The sequence below is a fragment of the Mesorhizobium sp. P2_C5_2 genome, assembly GCF_056404535.1.
The window spans coordinates 95,354-112,835 of record NZ_JBFUDV010000009.1; the positions used below are offsets into that span (position 1 = coordinate 95,354).

The 17,482-nt window shown below is 62.7% G+C and carries 14 protein-coding genes; 4 read left to right on the forward strand and 10 right to left on the reverse strand.

The features are described from left to right. The first annotated feature begins 20 nt into the window (after positions 1 to 20). Complete coding sequence (gene amrB / locus AC1D1B_RS28005; protein ID WP_477336304.1) at positions 21 to 1,736, forward strand: AmmeMemoRadiSam system protein B; 1,716 nt, start codon at positions 21 to 23, stop codon at positions 1,734 to 1,736. 25 nt (positions 1,737 to 1,761) lie between these two features. Here the strand turns inward: amrB and AC1D1B_RS28010 are convergent, their stop codons facing one another. Together AC1D1B_RS28010 and AC1D1B_RS28015 are read right to left on the reverse strand one after the other, a co-directional pair. After that, entirely contained in the window at positions 1,762 to 3,600 is a 1,839-nt protein-coding gene (locus tag AC1D1B_RS28010) for an MORN repeat-containing protein (RefSeq protein ID WP_477336306.1), read from the reverse strand. Positions 3,601 to 3,751: 151 nt separating this feature from the next. Beyond that, entirely contained in the window at positions 3,752 to 4,831 is a 1,080-nt protein-coding gene (locus tag AC1D1B_RS28015) for a trypsin-like serine peptidase (protein WP_477336308.1), read from the reverse strand. A gap of 400 nt (positions 4,832 to 5,231) precedes the next feature. Here AC1D1B_RS28015 and AC1D1B_RS28020 point away from each other — a divergent pair, with 400 nt between their 5' ends. Further along, positions 5,232 to 6,323 (forward strand): S1 family serine peptidase, encoded by a 1,092-nt coding sequence (locus AC1D1B_RS28020; RefSeq protein WP_477336310.1) that lies wholly within the window; start codon positions 5,232 to 5,234, stop codon positions 6,321 to 6,323. A gap of 90 nt (positions 6,324 to 6,413) precedes the next feature. On the opposite strand, the gene mgrA is transcribed toward AC1D1B_RS28020, so the two are convergent. From mgrA to AC1D1B_RS28055, 7 genes are all read right to left on the reverse strand, one after another. Next, entirely contained in the window at positions 6,414 to 7,460 is a 1,047-nt protein-coding gene (gene mgrA, locus AC1D1B_RS28025) for an L-glyceraldehyde 3-phosphate reductase (protein ID WP_477266826.1), read from the reverse strand. A 56-nt stretch (positions 7,461 to 7,516) separates the two neighbouring features. After that, on the reverse strand, positions 7,517 to 8,659 hold the full coding sequence (locus AC1D1B_RS28030) for a Gfo/Idh/MocA family protein (RefSeq protein ID WP_477336312.1): 1,143 nt from the start codon (positions 8,657 to 8,659) through the stop codon (positions 7,517 to 7,519). 10 nt (positions 8,660 to 8,669) lie between these two features. Beyond that, positions 8,670 to 9,416 carry a sugar phosphate isomerase/epimerase family protein gene (locus tag AC1D1B_RS28035; protein ID WP_477336314.1) on the reverse strand — a complete coding sequence of 249 codons (747 nt, stop codon included), beginning with the start codon at positions 9,414 to 9,416 and terminating at the stop codon, positions 8,670 to 8,672. A 77-nt stretch (positions 9,417 to 9,493) separates the two neighbouring features. Then, the gene (locus AC1D1B_RS28040) at positions 9,494 to 10,588 is read right to left on the reverse strand and encodes an ABC transporter ATP-binding protein (RefSeq protein ID WP_477336316.1); all 1,095 of its coding nucleotides are present in this window, start codon (positions 10,586 to 10,588) and stop codon (positions 9,494 to 9,496) included. Positions 10,589 to 10,593: 5 nt separating this feature from the next. Continuing rightward, positions 10,594 to 11,529, reverse strand: coding sequence for a carbohydrate ABC transporter permease (locus AC1D1B_RS28045; RefSeq protein ID WP_477266822.1), 936 nt, complete (start codon positions 11,527 to 11,529; stop codon positions 10,594 to 10,596). Then, complete coding sequence (locus tag AC1D1B_RS28050; protein WP_142870207.1) at positions 11,522 to 12,415, reverse strand: carbohydrate ABC transporter permease; 894 nt, start codon at positions 12,413 to 12,415, stop codon at positions 11,522 to 11,524. The genes AC1D1B_RS28045 and AC1D1B_RS28050 overlap by 8 nt, the downstream gene beginning before the upstream one ends. Positions 12,416 to 12,497: 82 nt before the next feature. Further along, positions 12,498 to 13,736, reverse strand: coding sequence for an ABC transporter substrate-binding protein (locus AC1D1B_RS28055; RefSeq protein WP_477336318.1), 1,239 nt, complete (start codon positions 13,734 to 13,736; stop codon positions 12,498 to 12,500). A 393-nt stretch (positions 13,737 to 14,129) separates the two neighbouring features. Between AC1D1B_RS28055 and AC1D1B_RS28060 the strand changes: the two genes are divergently transcribed. Further along, entirely contained in the window at positions 14,130 to 15,173 is a 1,044-nt protein-coding gene (locus tag AC1D1B_RS28060; RefSeq protein WP_477336320.1) for a LacI family transcriptional regulator, read from the forward strand. 218 nt (positions 15,174 to 15,391) lie between these two features. Here the strand turns inward: AC1D1B_RS28060 and gndA are convergent, their stop codons facing one another. After that, complete coding sequence (gene gndA / locus AC1D1B_RS28065; RefSeq protein ID WP_477336322.1) at positions 15,392 to 16,819, reverse strand: NADP-dependent phosphogluconate dehydrogenase; 1,428 nt, start codon at positions 16,817 to 16,819, stop codon at positions 15,392 to 15,394. A gap of 190 nt (positions 16,820 to 17,009) precedes the next feature. On the opposite strand from gndA, the gene AC1D1B_RS28070 reads away from it, so the two are divergent. Next, on the forward strand, positions 17,010 to 17,447 hold the full coding sequence (locus AC1D1B_RS28070; RefSeq protein ID WP_477336324.1) for a VOC family protein: 438 nt from the start codon (positions 17,010 to 17,012) through the stop codon (positions 17,445 to 17,447). Positions 17,448 to 17,482 lie beyond the last annotated feature (35 nt).

Sequence of the window (17,482 nt, forward strand, 5' to 3'; positions counted from 1 at the left end):
TCTCCCCCCTTGAGGGGGAGATGTCCGGCAGGACAGAGGGGGGTGCCTGGACGCAGACCTTTCTGCTGATCCTTGCAGTCACCCTTCTCACCTTGTTTTCTCCTCATGCATCAGCAGCCCCCATCCCCTGCCCACCAGGCGACGCCAACTTCCCGTCCTTCTACTCCGACCCCACCCTCTTCACCGAAGCCATCGCTGCCGTCGCCAAAATCGAGCCCTCCAACCAACGTCTCACCGGCATCACCGTGCCGCACCACCTGCTCGTCGCCGACCTCGTCGCGCTCGGTTTCCATGCCTCGTCCGGCTTCCGCTACAAGCGCATCGTGATCCTGTCGCCGGACCATTTCCACAAGACGCAAAAACTCTTCGCCACCACGACGCGCGGTTTCGAGACACCGCTTGGTCCGGTCCTGGCTGATACGGCGGCTGTGCGCCTTCTCGAAGCAAACAGCGACATCGAAGAGTCCTGCCTGTTCGCCAAGGAGCATGGCGTGCAGGCCATGCTGCCCTTCCTGCATCACTACTTCCCCGAGGCCGAAATCGTTCCGGTGGCAATGTCGGTCAAAGCCAAGCGCGCCGACTGGGACCGGTTGGCGCAGGCCCTGAAAGCGATCGTCGACAAGGACACGCTGATCGTCGAATCCACCGATTTCTCGCACTATCTGCCGCAGCATGAGGCCCGGCGTTTCGACCAGCAGACGTTGAACACGCTTGCCGCCAGCTCGCTCGACGGCATTGCGGCGCTGCAGCAGCCAGCGCATGCCGACTCGGTCGGTGCCCTCTACATCCAGACCAGGCTGCAGCGCGAGCTGTTCAGTGCTGCGCCGCTGGTCGTCGCCAACGAGAATTCGCAGGCGCATTCAAGCGACTATGTCGAGCGCACCACCAGCTATGTCGTGGCCCTGTTCGGCACCTTCGGCCCCGGTTTCAACAGCCCGGCCCGGCCCGACGACAAGCTCTATTATTTCGCCGGCGACGTGAATTTCGGCCGCGCCATGAAAAAGGTCCTGGTCCGCGACGGTGTTGCCGAGAAGGTCGTCGACAGCGTGCTTGCCCTAACCCGCTCGCGGCCGCTGATCGTCAATCTCGAAGGCGTCATCCTGCCTAATGTGCCCGAAGCGATCGACGACATGACACTGGCCATGCCGGCGGACCTCGCCATCGGCATGTTGAAGAAATTGCATGTCGCCGCCGTCAGCCTTGCCAACAACCATGCCTACGACCTCGGGCCATCCGGTTATGCCGAAACGCTGGCCGCGCTCGATGCCGCCGGCATCGCCCATTTCGGCCAGGGCGAGACGCTGGCGCTTGCCGATCTCGACATTGTCGGGCTGACCGACATCGACACCAACGGCTCCAGGAACACCGACCTCTTGACGCCTGCCTTGCTCGACCGGCTGCTGCACGACAATGCCGAGCGGCCGGTGGTTGCCTTCGTCCATTGGGGACGCGAGTACAAGACCGAGCCGTCGCCGCGCGAGGAGATGCTGGCCGACCAGATGCGGCTGCGCGGTATCACCGCCATTGTCGGCGGCCATCCGCATGTGTCGAGCGAGGCGATCCTTCCGCTCGCCGGCGGCGATGTCGCGGAGGTCTATTCGCTCGGCAATTTCCTGTTCGACCAGAAGGCCGAGCGATCGTCCGGCTCAATGCTGGAACTCAGGGTCTTCGGCCAGGGCACGATCTTTGCCAGGCTCATCCCGCTGCCCAATTACTTCGAGATGGGCTCGAAATAGCGCCGGTCCAAAACCAGGAGACGGTTCAGCAGCCCTCAAGATCGGCCGGCAGGTAGCAGACCGCCGGCTTGGTCCTGGTTTCGAACAGGGATTGCTTCGGCCTGAAATAGAAGAATGTCGACGGCTTGCTCTCGCGCGTGCTGCCGTCGGCGAAATGGGCAGCGATGCTGAAGCGATGGATCGACGACATCGATGACCACATCTTCAGCCGCGCCGTGTAGCTGCTGAGGTTCTTGTTGCCGCGCACCGCCATGGGGATGCTGTAATCGGTCTTGCCGATCGGAAATTCGATGTTCTGGTAACGCAGGGCTTCGGGTGAAGCGCCGCCGCCATCGCCGCATTCGGCCAGCGATTCGGGAACCTCGATGCTGACCAGCGAAACGACGACGCGAAACGGCTCGCTCTGCTGGGTGACAGCGCCCTGATCGTCGGCCCAGGAATAATCGAGCTTGCCGATCCCGGTCACGCTCATCTTCTCGACGCTGCCACTGATGTAATCGGCAACATCGCCGAACTTGACCTTGTTGGCCACCTGGGCGCGGCAGACATCGAGGCTGTCCCGTGACGGACACGTAAAGCGCTGGGTCTCGAGCGTGGTGGTGTCGACGCCCGCCTCGGCCAGTACGTTCTTGACCGACACATCGACGCCGTCACCAAAATTGCCGATGTCTTTTGTGAACATGCGGCTCGGCTCGCCGGTCGCGTTGTCCTCCTCGTCGGTCCTGGTGAACTGGATCGACATCTTCATGTCCTTCACGTCGCCCCAGCCATTGTTGACGATCGAAAAGTCAGGGCGGAAGCCGACGCAGCCATAGTGCTCGCTGATCGACAGCATCGGCTTGCGGTAGGCTTCGCTGGAAGCGACCTTGATTTCCAGACTGTCGAGCTTGACCCTGGACTGATCGGTGGTCTTGAGGTCGACTTCGGCGAAGGCCGGCGCCTGCTCCCAATCCATGCCGTCATAGACATTGCCGGTACGAACCTGTCCGGTGCCGTTCCAGGCGTCATTGTACTCGTCCGACACCGGATAGATCGCAATGTCTTCGTCGCGCACCAGATGCTGGTACTGCATGTCGGCCTGCTGCGTCATGCGCTGGTCGACGGCAATGCCGATCTCGACCTTGTCGGCCGCACCACCGCCGGTCTGCGCCTTGAGCAGCCCGCCCACCCTGGTATCGGCCAGCACATCGGGGCGCGCGCCGCCGATCTCCTTGCCCATCACCCATTGCGACCAGTAGACGGTGCCGCCCGGCAGCCGGGTGCGGCCCTTGCCATTCTTCAGTCCATCGACAAATGAGCCGACGAATATCTCGCCCGTTTTCGTCTCCAGCCGGCCCTCGCCATTCGGCACGCCAGCCCTGAATTCCCCCTCATAGCGATTGCCGTCGGCATCGACGTGGATGCCGTGGCCGTCGAGCTGGCCGGCGACCCAATGGCCGTCGAGGATCTCGCCCGAGCGCAGTTCCAGTCGGCCCTGCCCATCGGCCCGGCCATTCCTGATCTCGCCGAAATAACTGGAATAGATGGTCTTGGGGTCGTAGCTCGCGGAGCCACGCACGCGCCAGACCAGCCTGCCCTTGCCGTTGACGATGCCGTCGGCCGCGACCGTTCGGTCCGGTGACTGGCCGGCGGCCGGCTCCCAGACGAAGTCGAGGCCGAGTTCCGGATGGAAATCCCAGACCCGCACATTCTTGCGAAGCACTGACCGCGTCTGGCTCTGATAGAGAATTTGCACCCGCTCGGCCCAGGCGCCGCCCGACGAGGTTCCGCCTTGGTCGGCCATAGCGGAAAAACATGTCAGCGCGGCCAGCATGGATGCAGCCGCCATCGCCCTGACCCCGAAGATCATTCTTGCCCGCGCCATCGTTCCCAACCCCTTGGATCGCCTAGCGTAAGCGCCGCCGCAAAACTGTGCAAGGGAGCGATTTCGATACAAAAAACCGGCCGCGGGAAAGTCCCGCCGCCGGTTTGGTATTGCTGGTTTTCGCCGCTGTTTGCCGGCGAAAGATCGGGCCTTATTTGTACAGGCCGTTGATCCACTCGATGTTGGCGGCGCTCAGGCGCACCGCGGTGTTGGCGTTGGGGCTTTCGGCCACGTTCACGCCGGTGACGACGCGCTGCTTGGCGCCATTGTCATAGGCGTAGACCGAGCTTCCGCTCGAACCCGGATAGGTATCACAGTCGTACTGGAAATACTCCGGGCCGATATTTTCGGCGTGCACTTCGCAGGTCGCCTTCCACATCGTGCCCATCGGCTTGTCGCCGGGATAACCGATGATGTTGGCGGTGAAATCGCCCAGGTTCTCGTAGTTGGCATAACCCAGCCAGCCGAGATTGGTGCCGACATCCTGCTTCAGCGTGACAATGCCGAGGTCCCACGGAATGACCGAGCCGTAGTAGCCCTGATAATTGTCGATGAAGCCCTGCAGGATATAGACGCTCTCATAGCTGAAAGCGCCGAACGGAGCATCGTCGGCGGTGTTGCCGTTGAGCGCCGGCACGAAGATGACGTCGTCGAGCCAGGCCTTGTCTTCGTTGCTGTAGAGGCAATGCGCGGCGGTGAGCACCGTGCGCGGGCCGATCAGCGTCGCCGAGCAGCTGCCATAGCCGCTCTTGGCTTTGCCTTCGAGATAGCCGATCGCGGTGAACGGATAGGTCTTGGTGTTCTTGATCTGCTCGCGGTCGTCGGCCCCGAACACCTGGCGGCCGGCTTCGTCGCCACCCGTCAGCCCGGTCTTGTCGGCATTCGGTGCGTTGGCAGGCGCATTCAGTTCCTTGATGACAAGGTCCTTCAGCGTCTCGCCGGCATCGATCTTGATGTCCTTGCCATCGGCGGAACGGCCGACGATGCCATAGGATTTGACCGCCGTCGCCTCGTCGGTCAGCGGTGCCGCCCGGCTGGCTTCGTCTTCGGTCAGTCTCGGTGGTGCGATCGGTTTTGCCCGGCCAGGCTGGTAGTCGCCCGTCCCGACATCGCGCATGCTTTCGCCGTTGCCGGCATTCGCGGAGCCGGGATCGGCGGCGAAGGCAGGCATCGCCCATAGTGCGGTGGATAGCAATGCGGACGCAATGATAGTGCTTGTCAGTTTCGTCATGGTGAGACTCTCCCAAAAGTCAGCAAGGACTGGATCAAAATACAGAAATATTGTCGAGATCGTGGTGACCCCAAAAAATCAAATTGGTTACTGGCTTGTGTCGGATCATCGTGCCAGGCGGCCCCGTTAAAGCCCTCCGCCAAACGCACCCGCGTCGATATACTGCCTAAAATAATCCAACATTGGCAATGACAAATCGCTTCCACGTAGCCCGTGGGGGGCTATAGGGTTTGGGTGGGCTCTGCCCGACGGGGCACGATTAGCAAAAGTCGTATTCGGTTTTATGACCGCGCGGGCGCCGTTCGATCTGGCGGAGTGTGCGATCTGCGTACCGGGTTCGCTCAGGCTGGTTTTGCGCTAGGCTGGCATCGCCCGCCAATTGTCGTCAGGAGGTTTCAAGGTGAACATTTTCCATCGGTTCAGGCCGCTTGCCGCTGCATCGCTGTTGGGCATCGCAGCCACCTTTCCCGCCGTCAACGCGCTGCATGCGGCAGACGACGCCGTCAGGCCGGAAGCGGCGGTCTCGCCGATGCAACGCGTCGCCGAAGCCCGGGACAGGGCCAAGGCCGAGAACCCCGACGGCGCCGACCGTGTCTATGGCGGCAAGGAAGCCGACAAGGGCGCCTATCCGTTCCAGGTGGCGCTGCTGACCACCGCCCGGCTCGACCCCAGCCCGGCCTCGCAGCCGAACGCGCAATTTTGTGGCGGCAGCCTGATTGCACCGCAATGGGTGCTGACAGCGGCGCACTGCCTCAACGACAAGGGTCGGCCGATTTCGCCCGACACGGTGACTGTGCTGACCGGTGCCACCGATCTCACCGAGGGCAAGCGCTACAAGGTGGTCGAGGTCATCGTCAACGAGGGCTACAGCGAACAGACGCTGGACAACGATCTCGGCCTGCTCCGGCTGGCCGAACCCGCCGATGCGCCGGTCATCAAGATCACGCATGAGCCGACGCCCGATAGTGGCAAGACCACGGTCATCGGCTGGGGCAAAATGCAGGACGGCACCTTCCCGACCGCACTGATGGTCGCCGATCTCGATCTCGAGCCGAGCGCAGCCTGCAACAGCGGCATCAAGTCGATCTACGCACATGACCTGAAGGCGGCGCTCAGCGATCTTTCGCGTCGCATGCGCTATTCGGAAAAGGGCATCGACGCCGCCGCCAATGCGATTGCCGCCGATATGTCGGATCCGCTGACCAACAACATGATCTGCGCCGGCACCGACAGCGGCGAACGCGACGCCTGCAACGGCGACAGCGGTGGGCCGCTGTTCATGACCGGTGCCGACGGTCCGGTCCAGGTCGGCGTCGTCTCCTGGGGCGAAGGCCCGTCGGACGGCACCGCAGCCTGCGGCCACAAGAACGCCTATGGCATCTACACGCGGCTGGCCAACTACACTGGCTGGATCGAAGCCAAGATGAAGACCCCGGCTCCGGCAGCCGCAGCGGCGCCCAAGGCTGGTCTCGGCACGGCCAAGAAGCCCTGAGGCAAGAGCGGTACATCGTCTCATGAAAACGAAAACCGGCGGGATCTCCCCGCCGTTTTGATTCGTATCGTTTGCCGGCTATGTTTTGGCTTACTTCCGCGGCGGACCTTTGCGCTCCGCCGAGGCCGCCCACAGATTGATGTCGGACTCGCGCGCGTAAGTGTCGATCTCGGCGAGCTCGGCATCGCTGAAGTCGAGCACCTTGAGCGCACCGACGCAGTCCTCGACCTGTTCGGGCCGGCTGGCGCCTATCAGCGCCGAGGTCACACGTCCCTTGCGCAACACCCAGGCCAGCGCCATCTGCGCCAGCGTCTGGCCACGCTTGCCGGCGATCGCATTCAGCGCCTGGATGTTGGCGATAGTCTTGTCGTTGATGAAGGCGGGCCGCAGCGACTTACCCTGAGAAGCGCGGCTGCCCTCGGGAATGCCGCCCAGATATTTGTCGGTCAGCATCCCTTGCGCCAGCGGCGAGAACACGATCGAGCCGACGCCCAGACCTTCGAGCGTATCGAGCAGTCCGTCCTCTTCCACCCAGCGGTTGAGCATCGAATAGCTCGGCTGATGGATGATGCAGGGCGTGCCGAGCTGCTTCAATATGTCGGCCGCCTCGCGCGTGCGCTGCGAATTGTAGGACGAGATGCCGGCATAAAGCGCCTTGCCCGAACGCACCGCATGGTCGAGCGCCCCCATCGTTTCTTCCAGCGGCGTATCCGGATCGAAGCGATGCGAATAGAAGATGTCGACATAGTCGAGCCCCATCCGCTTCAGGCTCTGGTCGAGGCTGGCCAGCACATATTTGCGGCTGCCCCATTCGCCGTAAGGGCCGGCCCACATCTCGTAACCGGCCTTGGTCGAAATGATCAGCTCATCGCGATAGCCGGCGAAATCGGTGCGCAATATGTCGCCGAAGGCGATCTCGGCCGAGCCGGGCGGCGGGCCGTAATTGTTCGCAAGATCGAAATGGGTGATGCCGAGATCGAAAGCTTTACGTGCAATCGCCTGCTTGGTCTTGTGCGGCGTGTCGTTGCCGAAATTGTGCCACAGCCCGAGCGAGATCGCCGGCAGTTTCAGGCCGGATCGCCCGCACCTGTTGTAGAGCATTTTCTCATAGCGGTTTTCAGCCGGCTGCCAGCGCATGGGTCATATCCTGGATTGAATGGGTGTCGGCGCGAAAGCACCGACACCCTTCTACCTCATTTCTTCTTCGCCAACAGCCCTTTTGCGTCCTTGACGCCAAGCGCGGCCGGCCGCTCGCATGTGGTCTGCATGGCGACGAACTTGCCGGTCTCGCCCGACCGCAACAGGCCGGTCATGACGTCGACGGCATGCAGCGCCAGTTCCATCGAGCAGCGGTGCGGCCGACCCTCGGCGATCGCCAGCGCCATGTCGGCTAGGCCAGCGGTGCGGTAGTTGGCCATCATGCCCTGGCCGTGCATTTCGTTCGGCACGCCGAACGGATGCTTCCACTTTGGCAGTTTCTTCACCGGCTTGGCCGCCTCGGTGATGCGCACGTCGCCGCCGAAGAAATTCGGATCCGGCACATACACCGTACCCGCCTCGCCATAGAGTTCCATCGGCGCGTGACCATGGGCCCAGACGTCCCAGCTGGTGTTGAGTGTGATCACGGCGCCGTTCTCGAACTCCAGCAGCCCGTGAATCGTCGTCGGCGTGTTGACCGGGATTTTCTCGCCCGCGCGCGGCTTCGACGAAATGGTGCGTTCCTTGGCAGGCGTCGTCGCGAAGGCCGCCACCTGCTTCACCGGTCCGATCAGCTGAATCAGGTTGGTGACGTAGTAAGGCCCGATATCGAGCACCGGCCCGGCGCCCGGCTGGAAGAAAAAGTCCGGATTGGGATGCCAGTGTTCCATGCCATGGCCCATCACGTGACAGGTGCCGCTGGTGATCTTGCCGAGTGCACCGGTGTCTATGAGCGCGCGCACCAGCTGATGCGCGCCGCCGAGGAAAGTGTCCGGCGCCGAGCCGATGCGCAGCCCTTTCTTCTCGGCGCGACTCTTCAGGTCGAGCCCCTCCTTGACCGACAGCACGAACGGCTTTTCCGAATAGACATGCTTGCCGGCGTCGAGGATCTGCTTCGACACCTCATAATGGACCGCCGGAATGGTCAGGTTGACGATGATGTCGATGTCGTCGGCCCCGAGCAGCCCGTCGACTGTCTCGGCGCGCAGCTTGAATTCCTTCGCCCGCGCCCTTGCTGCGTCCATGTTGATGTCGGCGCAGGCGCGCATCTCGATGCCGCGAAACAGCGGCGCCAGCGAGAAATACGCCTTCGAGATGTTGCCGCAGCCGATGACGCCGATACCCAGTTTCTTTGCCATGATGATGTTCCTAGTAAGCCTTGACGGAAGCGAGCGAGCGGCTGGCGAAACGCTCGATGTCGTTGGGATTGTCCTGTTCCATGACGAAATATTTGGCCGCGCTCTTGGCGCGCAGCGTCTTGATCAGGCCGGCCCAGTCGATGGTGCCGTGGCCGACATCGGCCCAGCCGTCTTCGTCGAGGCCCTCGCCCGGTTTGGCCATGTCCTTGACATGGACGGCGCTGATGCGCTTGCCGTACTTCTCGATCCACGGCAGCGGGTCGACGCCGCCACGGATCACCCAGGCGACATCCATCTCCCAGCCGATGTCAGGTGCGGCCGCCAGGATATGATCCTGCGGCACCGAACCGTCGGCGAGCTTCTTGAACTCGAAATCGTGGTTGTGCCAGGCAAAGCCGTAGCCGGCCTTTTTGGCCGTCTCGCCGACCTTGGCCAGACGCTCGCCAAAACCGCGCCAGCCAGCCGCGTCGGCCGGCCTGGAATCGGGCATGAGAAAGGGACAAATGACGAGCGTGATGCCGAGCGCGTCGGCCGTTTTGCGCACGCCATCGAAATCATTCTCCAGCGCATCGATAGAGAAATGCCCGGTCGGCATTGCAAGCCCGTTCTTGTCGAGCTCGGCGCGGAATGCCTTGGGGTCGTCATAGACGCCGCCGAAGCCTTCGACTTCCTTGTAGCCAAGCTTGCCCAGCATTTTCAGGATGCCGTCCCAGGGCAGGAAATTGCGGGCGCTGTAGAGTTGGAATGACCAGTTCATCGTCTCTGTCCGTTTCTTGGGTGGTGGGTCTTGGGGGATCGTTCTTGGGGGGATGTGATTGGGATGATTTTCAAAAGTTACAGGCGATTGCCGGTGGCGGCATCGAACAGCGAGGCGCGTGCCGGATCGAAACCGAACTGGACCGGGTCGCCGCTGCGCAGCGTCCGTTCCGCCTCGACGCGGAACGACAGGTTGCGGCCGCCGAGCTTCGTCCACACCAACGTGTCGGAGCCCATCGGCTCGACGATCTCGACCGAACCGCTGGCGGAAAACGGCAACGACTTTGCCGCGTCGCCGAAGGCGATGTGTTCGGGCCGGATGCCGAGCACGCAAGTACCCGTGGAACGCTCCGTGCCGTCAAAGGCATAGCGCTCAAGCGGCACCGAAATACCGTCGGTCTTGAACGTCGGACCGGCCTCCAACTGCCCTTCGAGGAAATTCATCGCCGGCGAACCGAGGAAGCCGGCGACAAACCGGTTGACCGGCCGGTTGTAGATCGTCTGCGGCGCATCGAGCTGCTGGATGACGCCGCCGCGCATGACCGCAATGCGATCGGCCAATGTCATCGCCTCGATCTGGTCGTGGGTGACATAGATCATGGTGTTCTGCAGCTTGCGGTGCAGCAGCTTGATTTCGACGCGCAGTTCCGAGCGCAGCTTGGCATCGAGATTGGACAGCGGCTCGTCGAACAGGAAGACATCGACGTCGCGCACCAGCGCCCGCCCAATCGCCACGCGCTGGCGCTGGCCGCCCGACAAGGCGGCCGGCTTGCGCTGCAGCAGCGGCTCGATCTGCAGGATCTCGGCGGCGCGCGCGATGCGCTTGGCGATCTCGTCCTTGGGGACGCCGGCGACGCGCAGGCCGAAGGACAGGTTCTTCTCAACCGTCATCTGCGGGTAAAGCGCGTAGGACTGGAACACCATGCCGATGCCGCGGTCCTTGGGCTCTTCCCAGGTGACATTCTTGCCCTTGATGAAGATGCGGCCTTCGGAAATGTCGAGCAGCCCGGCGATGCAGTTGAGCAAGGTCGACTTGCCGCAGCCTGAGGGACCGAGCAGCACGATGAACTCGCCCTCGGCGACATCGAGGTTGAGGGTCTGCAGCACCGATACAGCGCCGAAATTCAACGACAGGTCCTGTATCGAAACGCTGGTGCCGTTGGCTGCCGTCATCGCCATCACCCTTTCACCGCACCGGCGGCGATGCCGCGCACGAAAAGCTTGCCGGAAATGAAGTAGACGATGAGTGGCACAAGGCCGGTCAGGATGGTGGCGGCCATATTGACGTTGTACTCCTTCACGCCTTGCACCGAGTTGACGATGTTGTTGAGCTGCACCGTCATCGGATAGGTGTCGGGGCGGGTGTAGACGACACCGAACAGGAAGTCGTTCCAGATGCCGGTCACCTGCAGGATGATGGCGACGACGAAGATCGGCAGCGACATCGGCGCCATGATGCGCAGGAAGATGCCCCAGAAGCCGGCACCGTCGACGCGCGCCGCCCGGAACAGTTCTTCCGGCATCGAAGCGAAATAATTGCGGAACAGGAGCGTCAGGATCGGCATGCCGAAGATCGAATGCACGATCACCAGCCCGCTAAGGCTGCCATAGAGACCGATCTCGCGCAGGATGATGACGATCGGATAGATCATCACCTGGTAGGGGATGAAGGCGCCGACGATCAGGATGACGAAGAACGTGTCGGCCCCCTTGAACCGCCAGTTGGCGAGCGCGTAGCCGTTGACCGAGGCAATGGCGATCGACAGCAGCACCGACGGCACGGTGATGCGCACCGAATTCCAGAAGCCGCGCGACAGCCCGTCGCAATTGAGGCCGGTGCAGGCTGTCGCCCACGCCTTGACCCACGGCTCGAAAGTGATTTCGAGCGGCGGCGAGAAGATGTTGCCGAGCCGTATCTCGGGCATGCCTTTAAGCGAGGTGACGACCATCACGTAGAGCGGTAGCAGATAGTAGACCGCCACCACGAAGAGCGTGCCATAGAGGAAGATGTTGCGACGCGAGAAGACATGCCGCGGCCGTGGCCCACTCGGCCCCAAGGCTTCGCGCTCGGCGGCACCCGCGCCGGCGGGCAAGGAGACGGCCGGGTCAGCCACGCTTCTTGCCTCCGAACTCGAGATAGGCCCACGGCACGATGACGATCACCACCGAGAGCAGCATCATGGTTGAGGCGGCAAAACCCTGGCCAAGATTCTGGGCGAAGAACATGTAGTCGTAGACGTACTTTGCCGGGACTTCGGAGGCGATGCCCGGACCACCGCTGGTCTGGGCGACGACGAGGTCGTAGACCTTGACGATGCCGGAGGCGATGATGACCAGCGTGGTGATGAAGACCGGCCGCATCATCGGGATGACGATGAACAGATAGGTCTTCCACATCGGGATGCCGTCGACGCGCGCCGCCTTCCAGATGTCCTCGTCGATGCCGCGCAGGCCGGCCAGCATCAGGCACATGATGAGCCCGGTCCCTTGCCACAATGCCGCGATCGAAATGCCGTAGATGACGATGCTGGAGTTGTAGAGCGGATCAAAACTGAAGCTTGTCCAGCCGAGGTCCCTGACGACGTGCTGGATGCCGAAATCCGGATTGAGCAGCCACTGCCAGACAAGGCCGGTGACGATGAAAGAGAGCGCGAACGGATAGAGGAAGATGGTGCGGAACGTGTCCTCGAAGCGGATCTTCTGATCGAGAAGTGCCGCCAGCAGGAAGCCGATGACCAGCGAGAACACCAGCGAGATCGCGCCGTAGATCAGCAGATTCTCGATCGAGATCAGCCAGCGCGGCGTCGACCACAGCCGGTAATACTGGTCGAGACCGACGAAATTCAGCCGCGGCAACAGCTTCGAATTGGTGAAGGAATAGAGCACCGTCCACAACGTCCCGCCAACGAAGACCACCGACGCGGTGAGGATCATCGGGATCGAGGCGACCTTCGCATTGAGGTTGCGGAACAGCGGGTTGGGGCGCTCGCTCTTGCTCATCTCGTCAGCCGGCTGGGTAAGGGCGGTGCGGTCCCGGCCCTGCTTGCGGCAAGGCCGGGAGCGAAATGGATTGCCGCCAACGTCAGTCTGCCGCCGCTATGAGGTCGGCGAAGCGCTTCTGCGCCTCTTCCACCGTCATGTCCGGCTTGGCGAAGAATTCGGCGAAGAGATCCTCCTTCTGCTTCTGGGTGTCCTGCGACATCAGCTGGTCCGTCCACGGGATGACGGCGCCCTTGGCGAGGATGGCGAGGCCCTTCTTCATGCAGTCGTTGGCGGCATTGAGATCGACGTCGCCGCGCACCGGCAGCGAGCCCTTCTTCAGGTTGAAGGCGACCTGTGTCTTGGGATCGAGCAGCGTTTCGGCCAGCACCTCCTGCGCCTTGGACTTGTCGGCATCCTTGAGCAGCGGGAAGTAGAAGGCATCGCCGCCGGTGGCGATGACTTCGTTCAGGCCGAGGCCCGGCAAGCAGGTGTAGTCCTTGCCCGCGACCTTGCCGGCAACCTGGAATTCGCCCTGCGCCCAGTCGCCCATGATCTGGCCGCCGGCCTTGCCGGTGATGACCAGATTGGTCGCCTGGTTCCAGTCCTGGACATTGGTGTTCTTGGCCATCTTGCGGGCATCGTCGGCGGCCTTGAAGACCTTGGCGATCTCAGGCCCGGCGGCGAACTTGGCATCCTTGTCCTTGTAGACCTTGAGGAATGCATCGGAGCCGCCCACGGCCGCCAGCAGCACGTCAAAGGCGCCTGAGGACTGCCATGCCTGCCCGCCGACGGCGAGCGGGATGATGCCGGCCTTTTCCAGGGCGGGCGCTGCCGCGACGAATTCATTCCAGTCCTTCGGCAGCGGCACGCCGGCCTTCTCGAAGGCCTCGTTCGACAGCCACAGCCACTGCCAGGAATGGATATTGACCGGAACGCAATAGATCTTGCCGTTGATGGTGCAGCTGTCGAGCAGGCTCTTCGGCCGCACGATTTCCGTCCACTTGCCCTTGGTGGCGACATCGGTGAGGTCGCGCATCAGGCCGGCCTGCACTAACTCTTCGGCCTGCCGGCCGTGGTTGAACTGGGTGGCGCCCATCGGGTCGCCGCCGGTGATGCGGCTGATCATGATCGGTCGCGCCGTGCCGCCGGACCCGGCGATGGCACCGTCAACCCAGTGATTGCCGGTCGCATCGAAGGCCTTGGCCAATTCCGCAACCGCCGCTGCCTCGCCGCCCGAAGTCCACCAATGGGTGACTTCCAGGTCGGTCGCGGCTGCCGGGCCGGCAAACTGCAGCGCGGCCGTCGCGGCAAAAGCAGCGGTCAAAAGTTTATAGCGCATTTCGGTTCCTCCCAGAATCTGAAACGTTACAGATTTTCGATACGGCAATTGTGCGGTGCGCGCAACCCCTCGGACAAAAGCGGTCCGATATTTTTTCGAGGCGCGAACAAATTCCTTTCGCGTAAGCCGGCAAACTCCGCACAAAAGCGGCTGTTGCGCTGCAAAATCATGCTGCAGTGCAAGAAATCCACCTCGAGTCTCGTTTCTCGCGCGGCGTCGACCGGGCCTGAAAACCCTGTCGGAACCATGAATTAGGCAGTCTGCGGTGGCAAGATTGGCAATCTGTAACGTTTCAGTATACTGACGCTTAGCGGGCGGACTGCCGTGCCACATCGTCATGTAAACGATTGTCGGCAGACCCGGCGGCTGCTAAGCGCCTGACGGGCGGGACGAATGGACAGGGACCAGACGGACAAGGACGACGAGGCGTCGGCGCATGAGCGGCCGACGCTGAAGACGCTTGCCTTCATGACCGGGCTCGGCGTCACCACCGTCTCGCGAGCGTTGAAGGACGCGCCCGAGATCGGCGCCGAGACCAGGCGGCGGGTTCAGCTCGTCGCCAGGCAGATTGGCTACCGGCCGAACCGCGCCGGCGTGCGCCTGCGGACCGGCAAGACCAATGTCATCAGCCTGGTGCTCAACACCGAGCGCGAGATCATGAGCTTTGTCTCCGACATCATCTACGGTGTCTCGGAGGTCATTGCCGACACGCCCTATCACCTGATTGTCACGCCCTATTCACGCTCGCAGGATCCGCTCGATCCGGTGAAGTACCTGGTCGAGTCCGGCTCGGCCGACGGCGTCATCATTTCGCGCACGCAGCCCAATGACCCACGCGCCCGGTACATGCTGGAGCGCGGCATTCCCTTTGCCACGCATGGCCGCACCGATATGGGGCTCGTCCACCCCTATCATGACTTCGACAACTACGCCTTTGCCGCCGAGGCGGTGCGGCACCTGGCCGGCATCGGCCGGCGCCGGCTGGCCCTGGTGACACCCCCTGTGGGGCTCACCTATTACGGCCATACGGTGAACGGCTTTGCCGATGCGCTGGGCGAGGTCGACGCCAGCGAAGTGCCGTTCAACACCGTTTCAATCGACCAGTCGATCGATCAGATCAGGACGCGGACCGCGCAATTGATGCGCCGCGACGTCCGGCCGGACGGTTTCGTCAGCAGTGCCGCCGCGGCAACGCTGGCCATCGTTGCCGGCATCGAGGATGCCGGCCTGAAACTCGGCCGCGACGTCGACGTGGTGTCCAAGCAGTCGTCCGAACTGCTGCATTTGTTTCGTCGAGAATTGCTGGTCGTCAACGAAGACTTCCGGCTCGCAGGCACCGAACTTGCCCGCGCCGTTCTGGGCTGGATAGGCGGCGGCGCACCCGGTTCTTTGCAGACTGTGGTCAAGCCGGGCGACGTCGTCGCCTATCGCGGCTGACTTGCGCTACCCTGAGAGGCAGGTCAGTCGGAGTCGAAGACGGGCGCGAAGCGACCAAACTGGGTTGATACCGAGAACCGGAGCGGAGCGTACTTTTCGTACGTGCGCACCGGCCTACGCCGACCGTAGCCTTAGCTACCTCAACCCTCCTGAGGGCTTCGGCCGGCGAAGGCCGGAAGCGCAGGTATCAGCCATTTGCAGGCCGGCCTCGCCTGACTCTAGCCAGCCGCGCCGCTGCCCCATGGTCCATGGAACGCCCCCTGCTCGCCGATACGCTCGAAGCCATGCGCACCGAAGAAATCGCGCTGCGCCTGGATCAGGTTTGAGGTGCCACGGCCCTGGCGATAGCTGTCGAAATAGGCAAGTGCCGACGCCAGAGCCGGGACCGGTGAGCCCGCTTCGGAAGCCTTGGCGACGATGCGCCGGAGCGACGGATGCGCTTCCTGCATCATGGTGATGAAGGCCGGCGCCATCAGAAGGTTGGTGGAAGCGCCGCCGGAGCCGAAGGCTTCCGCCATCGTATCGAGCATCTGCGAGCGGATGATGCAGCCGGCGCGCCAGATCTTGGCGATGGTCGGCATCGGCAGGTTCCAGTTGAACTCCTTCGAAGCGCCGCTCATCACCGCGAAACCTTGCGCGTAAGCGGCGATCTTGCCGGCGAACAGCGCCAGTTCCAGGTCCTTGAGAAGCGCCGCCTTGTCGCCGGAAATCTTGGTGACGCCGATATTGCCGTAGGCTTTCTCGGCCGCCTGGCGCTCGTCCTTGATCGACGACAGCACGCGCGCAGCAACCGCCGCCTCGATCGCTGTCGCCGGAATGCCGAGCTGCTGCGCCTCGATGACCGACCATTTGCCGGTGCCCTTCTGTCCGGCGCGGTCGACGATGATGTCGACCACCGGCTTGCCGGTCTTCTCGTCGTCCGCGGCCAGCACCTTGGCGGTGATCTCGATCAGGTAGGAGTTAAGCCGGCCCTTGTTCCAGTTTTCAAAGACGACGCCGATCTCCTTCGGCCCCATGCCGAGACCGTCGCGCAGAATGCCGTAGATCTCGGCGATCATCTGCATGTCGGCATATTCGATGCCGTTGTGGATGGTTTTGACGAAATGCCCGGCGCCGTCGGTGCCGAGCCAGGCAGCGCACGGTTCGTCCTTGAACTTGGCCGAAATCGCGGTCAGCACGCTTTCGACGCGCTTCCAGGATTCTTCGGTGCCGCCGACCATGATCGACGGCCCGTGGCGCGCGCCTTCCTCGCCGCCGGACACGCCCATGCCAATGAAGGTGAGGCCGGAGCCGGAAAGCTCGGAAAAGCGCCGCATCGTGTCGCGGAAATTGGCGTTGCCGGCATCGATGACGATGTCGTTGTCAGACAGCACGCCGCGCAGCGCTTCGATCTGTTCGTCGACCGGCTTGCCGGCCAGCACCATGATGATGATTGGACGCGGCGGCCGGATGGCTTCAGCCAGTTCCTCCAGGCTGTAGCAAGGCACCACCCTGTCCCTGAGCTCCCCGGCGCTTTCGAGGAAGGCGTCGGTGCGCGCCTTGGTGCGGTTGAAGACGGCGATGCGGTGCCCGTGCTCGGCAATGTTGAGCGCCAGGTTGGAGCCCATCGTGCCAAGGCCGATCAGGCCGATTTCGGCTTTTTCCATCGTTTCTTCCCTGCTTTCGGATTTTGTTGAGGTCGCGTTTTGCCGGGATGATTGACGGGCCTTTCGCGCCGCGTCAACCGCTTCGCTGAATTGTGACGACCCCGCGCTGAGGTCGGGCCGAGCCAAGAAGGGTTCGTTGGTGGATCAGGCGACGCCTTGTCGATTGGAGATATGGCGATAGATTGGACTTATGGCAGTCAAACGAATGGACAATGTAGGTATCGTCGTCGAGGACCTCGAAGCGACGGTTGCTTTCTTTCCCGAGCTCGGCCTCGAGTTCGAAGGGCGGGCGACGATCGAGGGAGAATGGGCCGGACGTGTCACCGGACTGGGCGATCAGCGCGTCGAGATTGCCATGATGCGCACGCCGGACGGCCACAGCCGGCTCGAGCTCTCCCGCTTCCTCACGCCGCCTGTCGTCGCGGATCATCGCAACGCCCCGGTGAACGCTCTGGGCTACCTCCGCGTCATGTTTACCGTGGACGACATCGACGACACGCTTGAAAGGCTCCGCAAGCGCGGCGCGCAGCTCGTCGGCGAAGTCGTCCGTTACCAGGACGTTTATCGGCTCTGCTACATCCGCGGGCCTGAAGGGCATCTCATCGGACTGGCCGAGGAACTCGGCTGAGCGCACTTCCCAGGGAGAAGTTTACGCTCTGACAT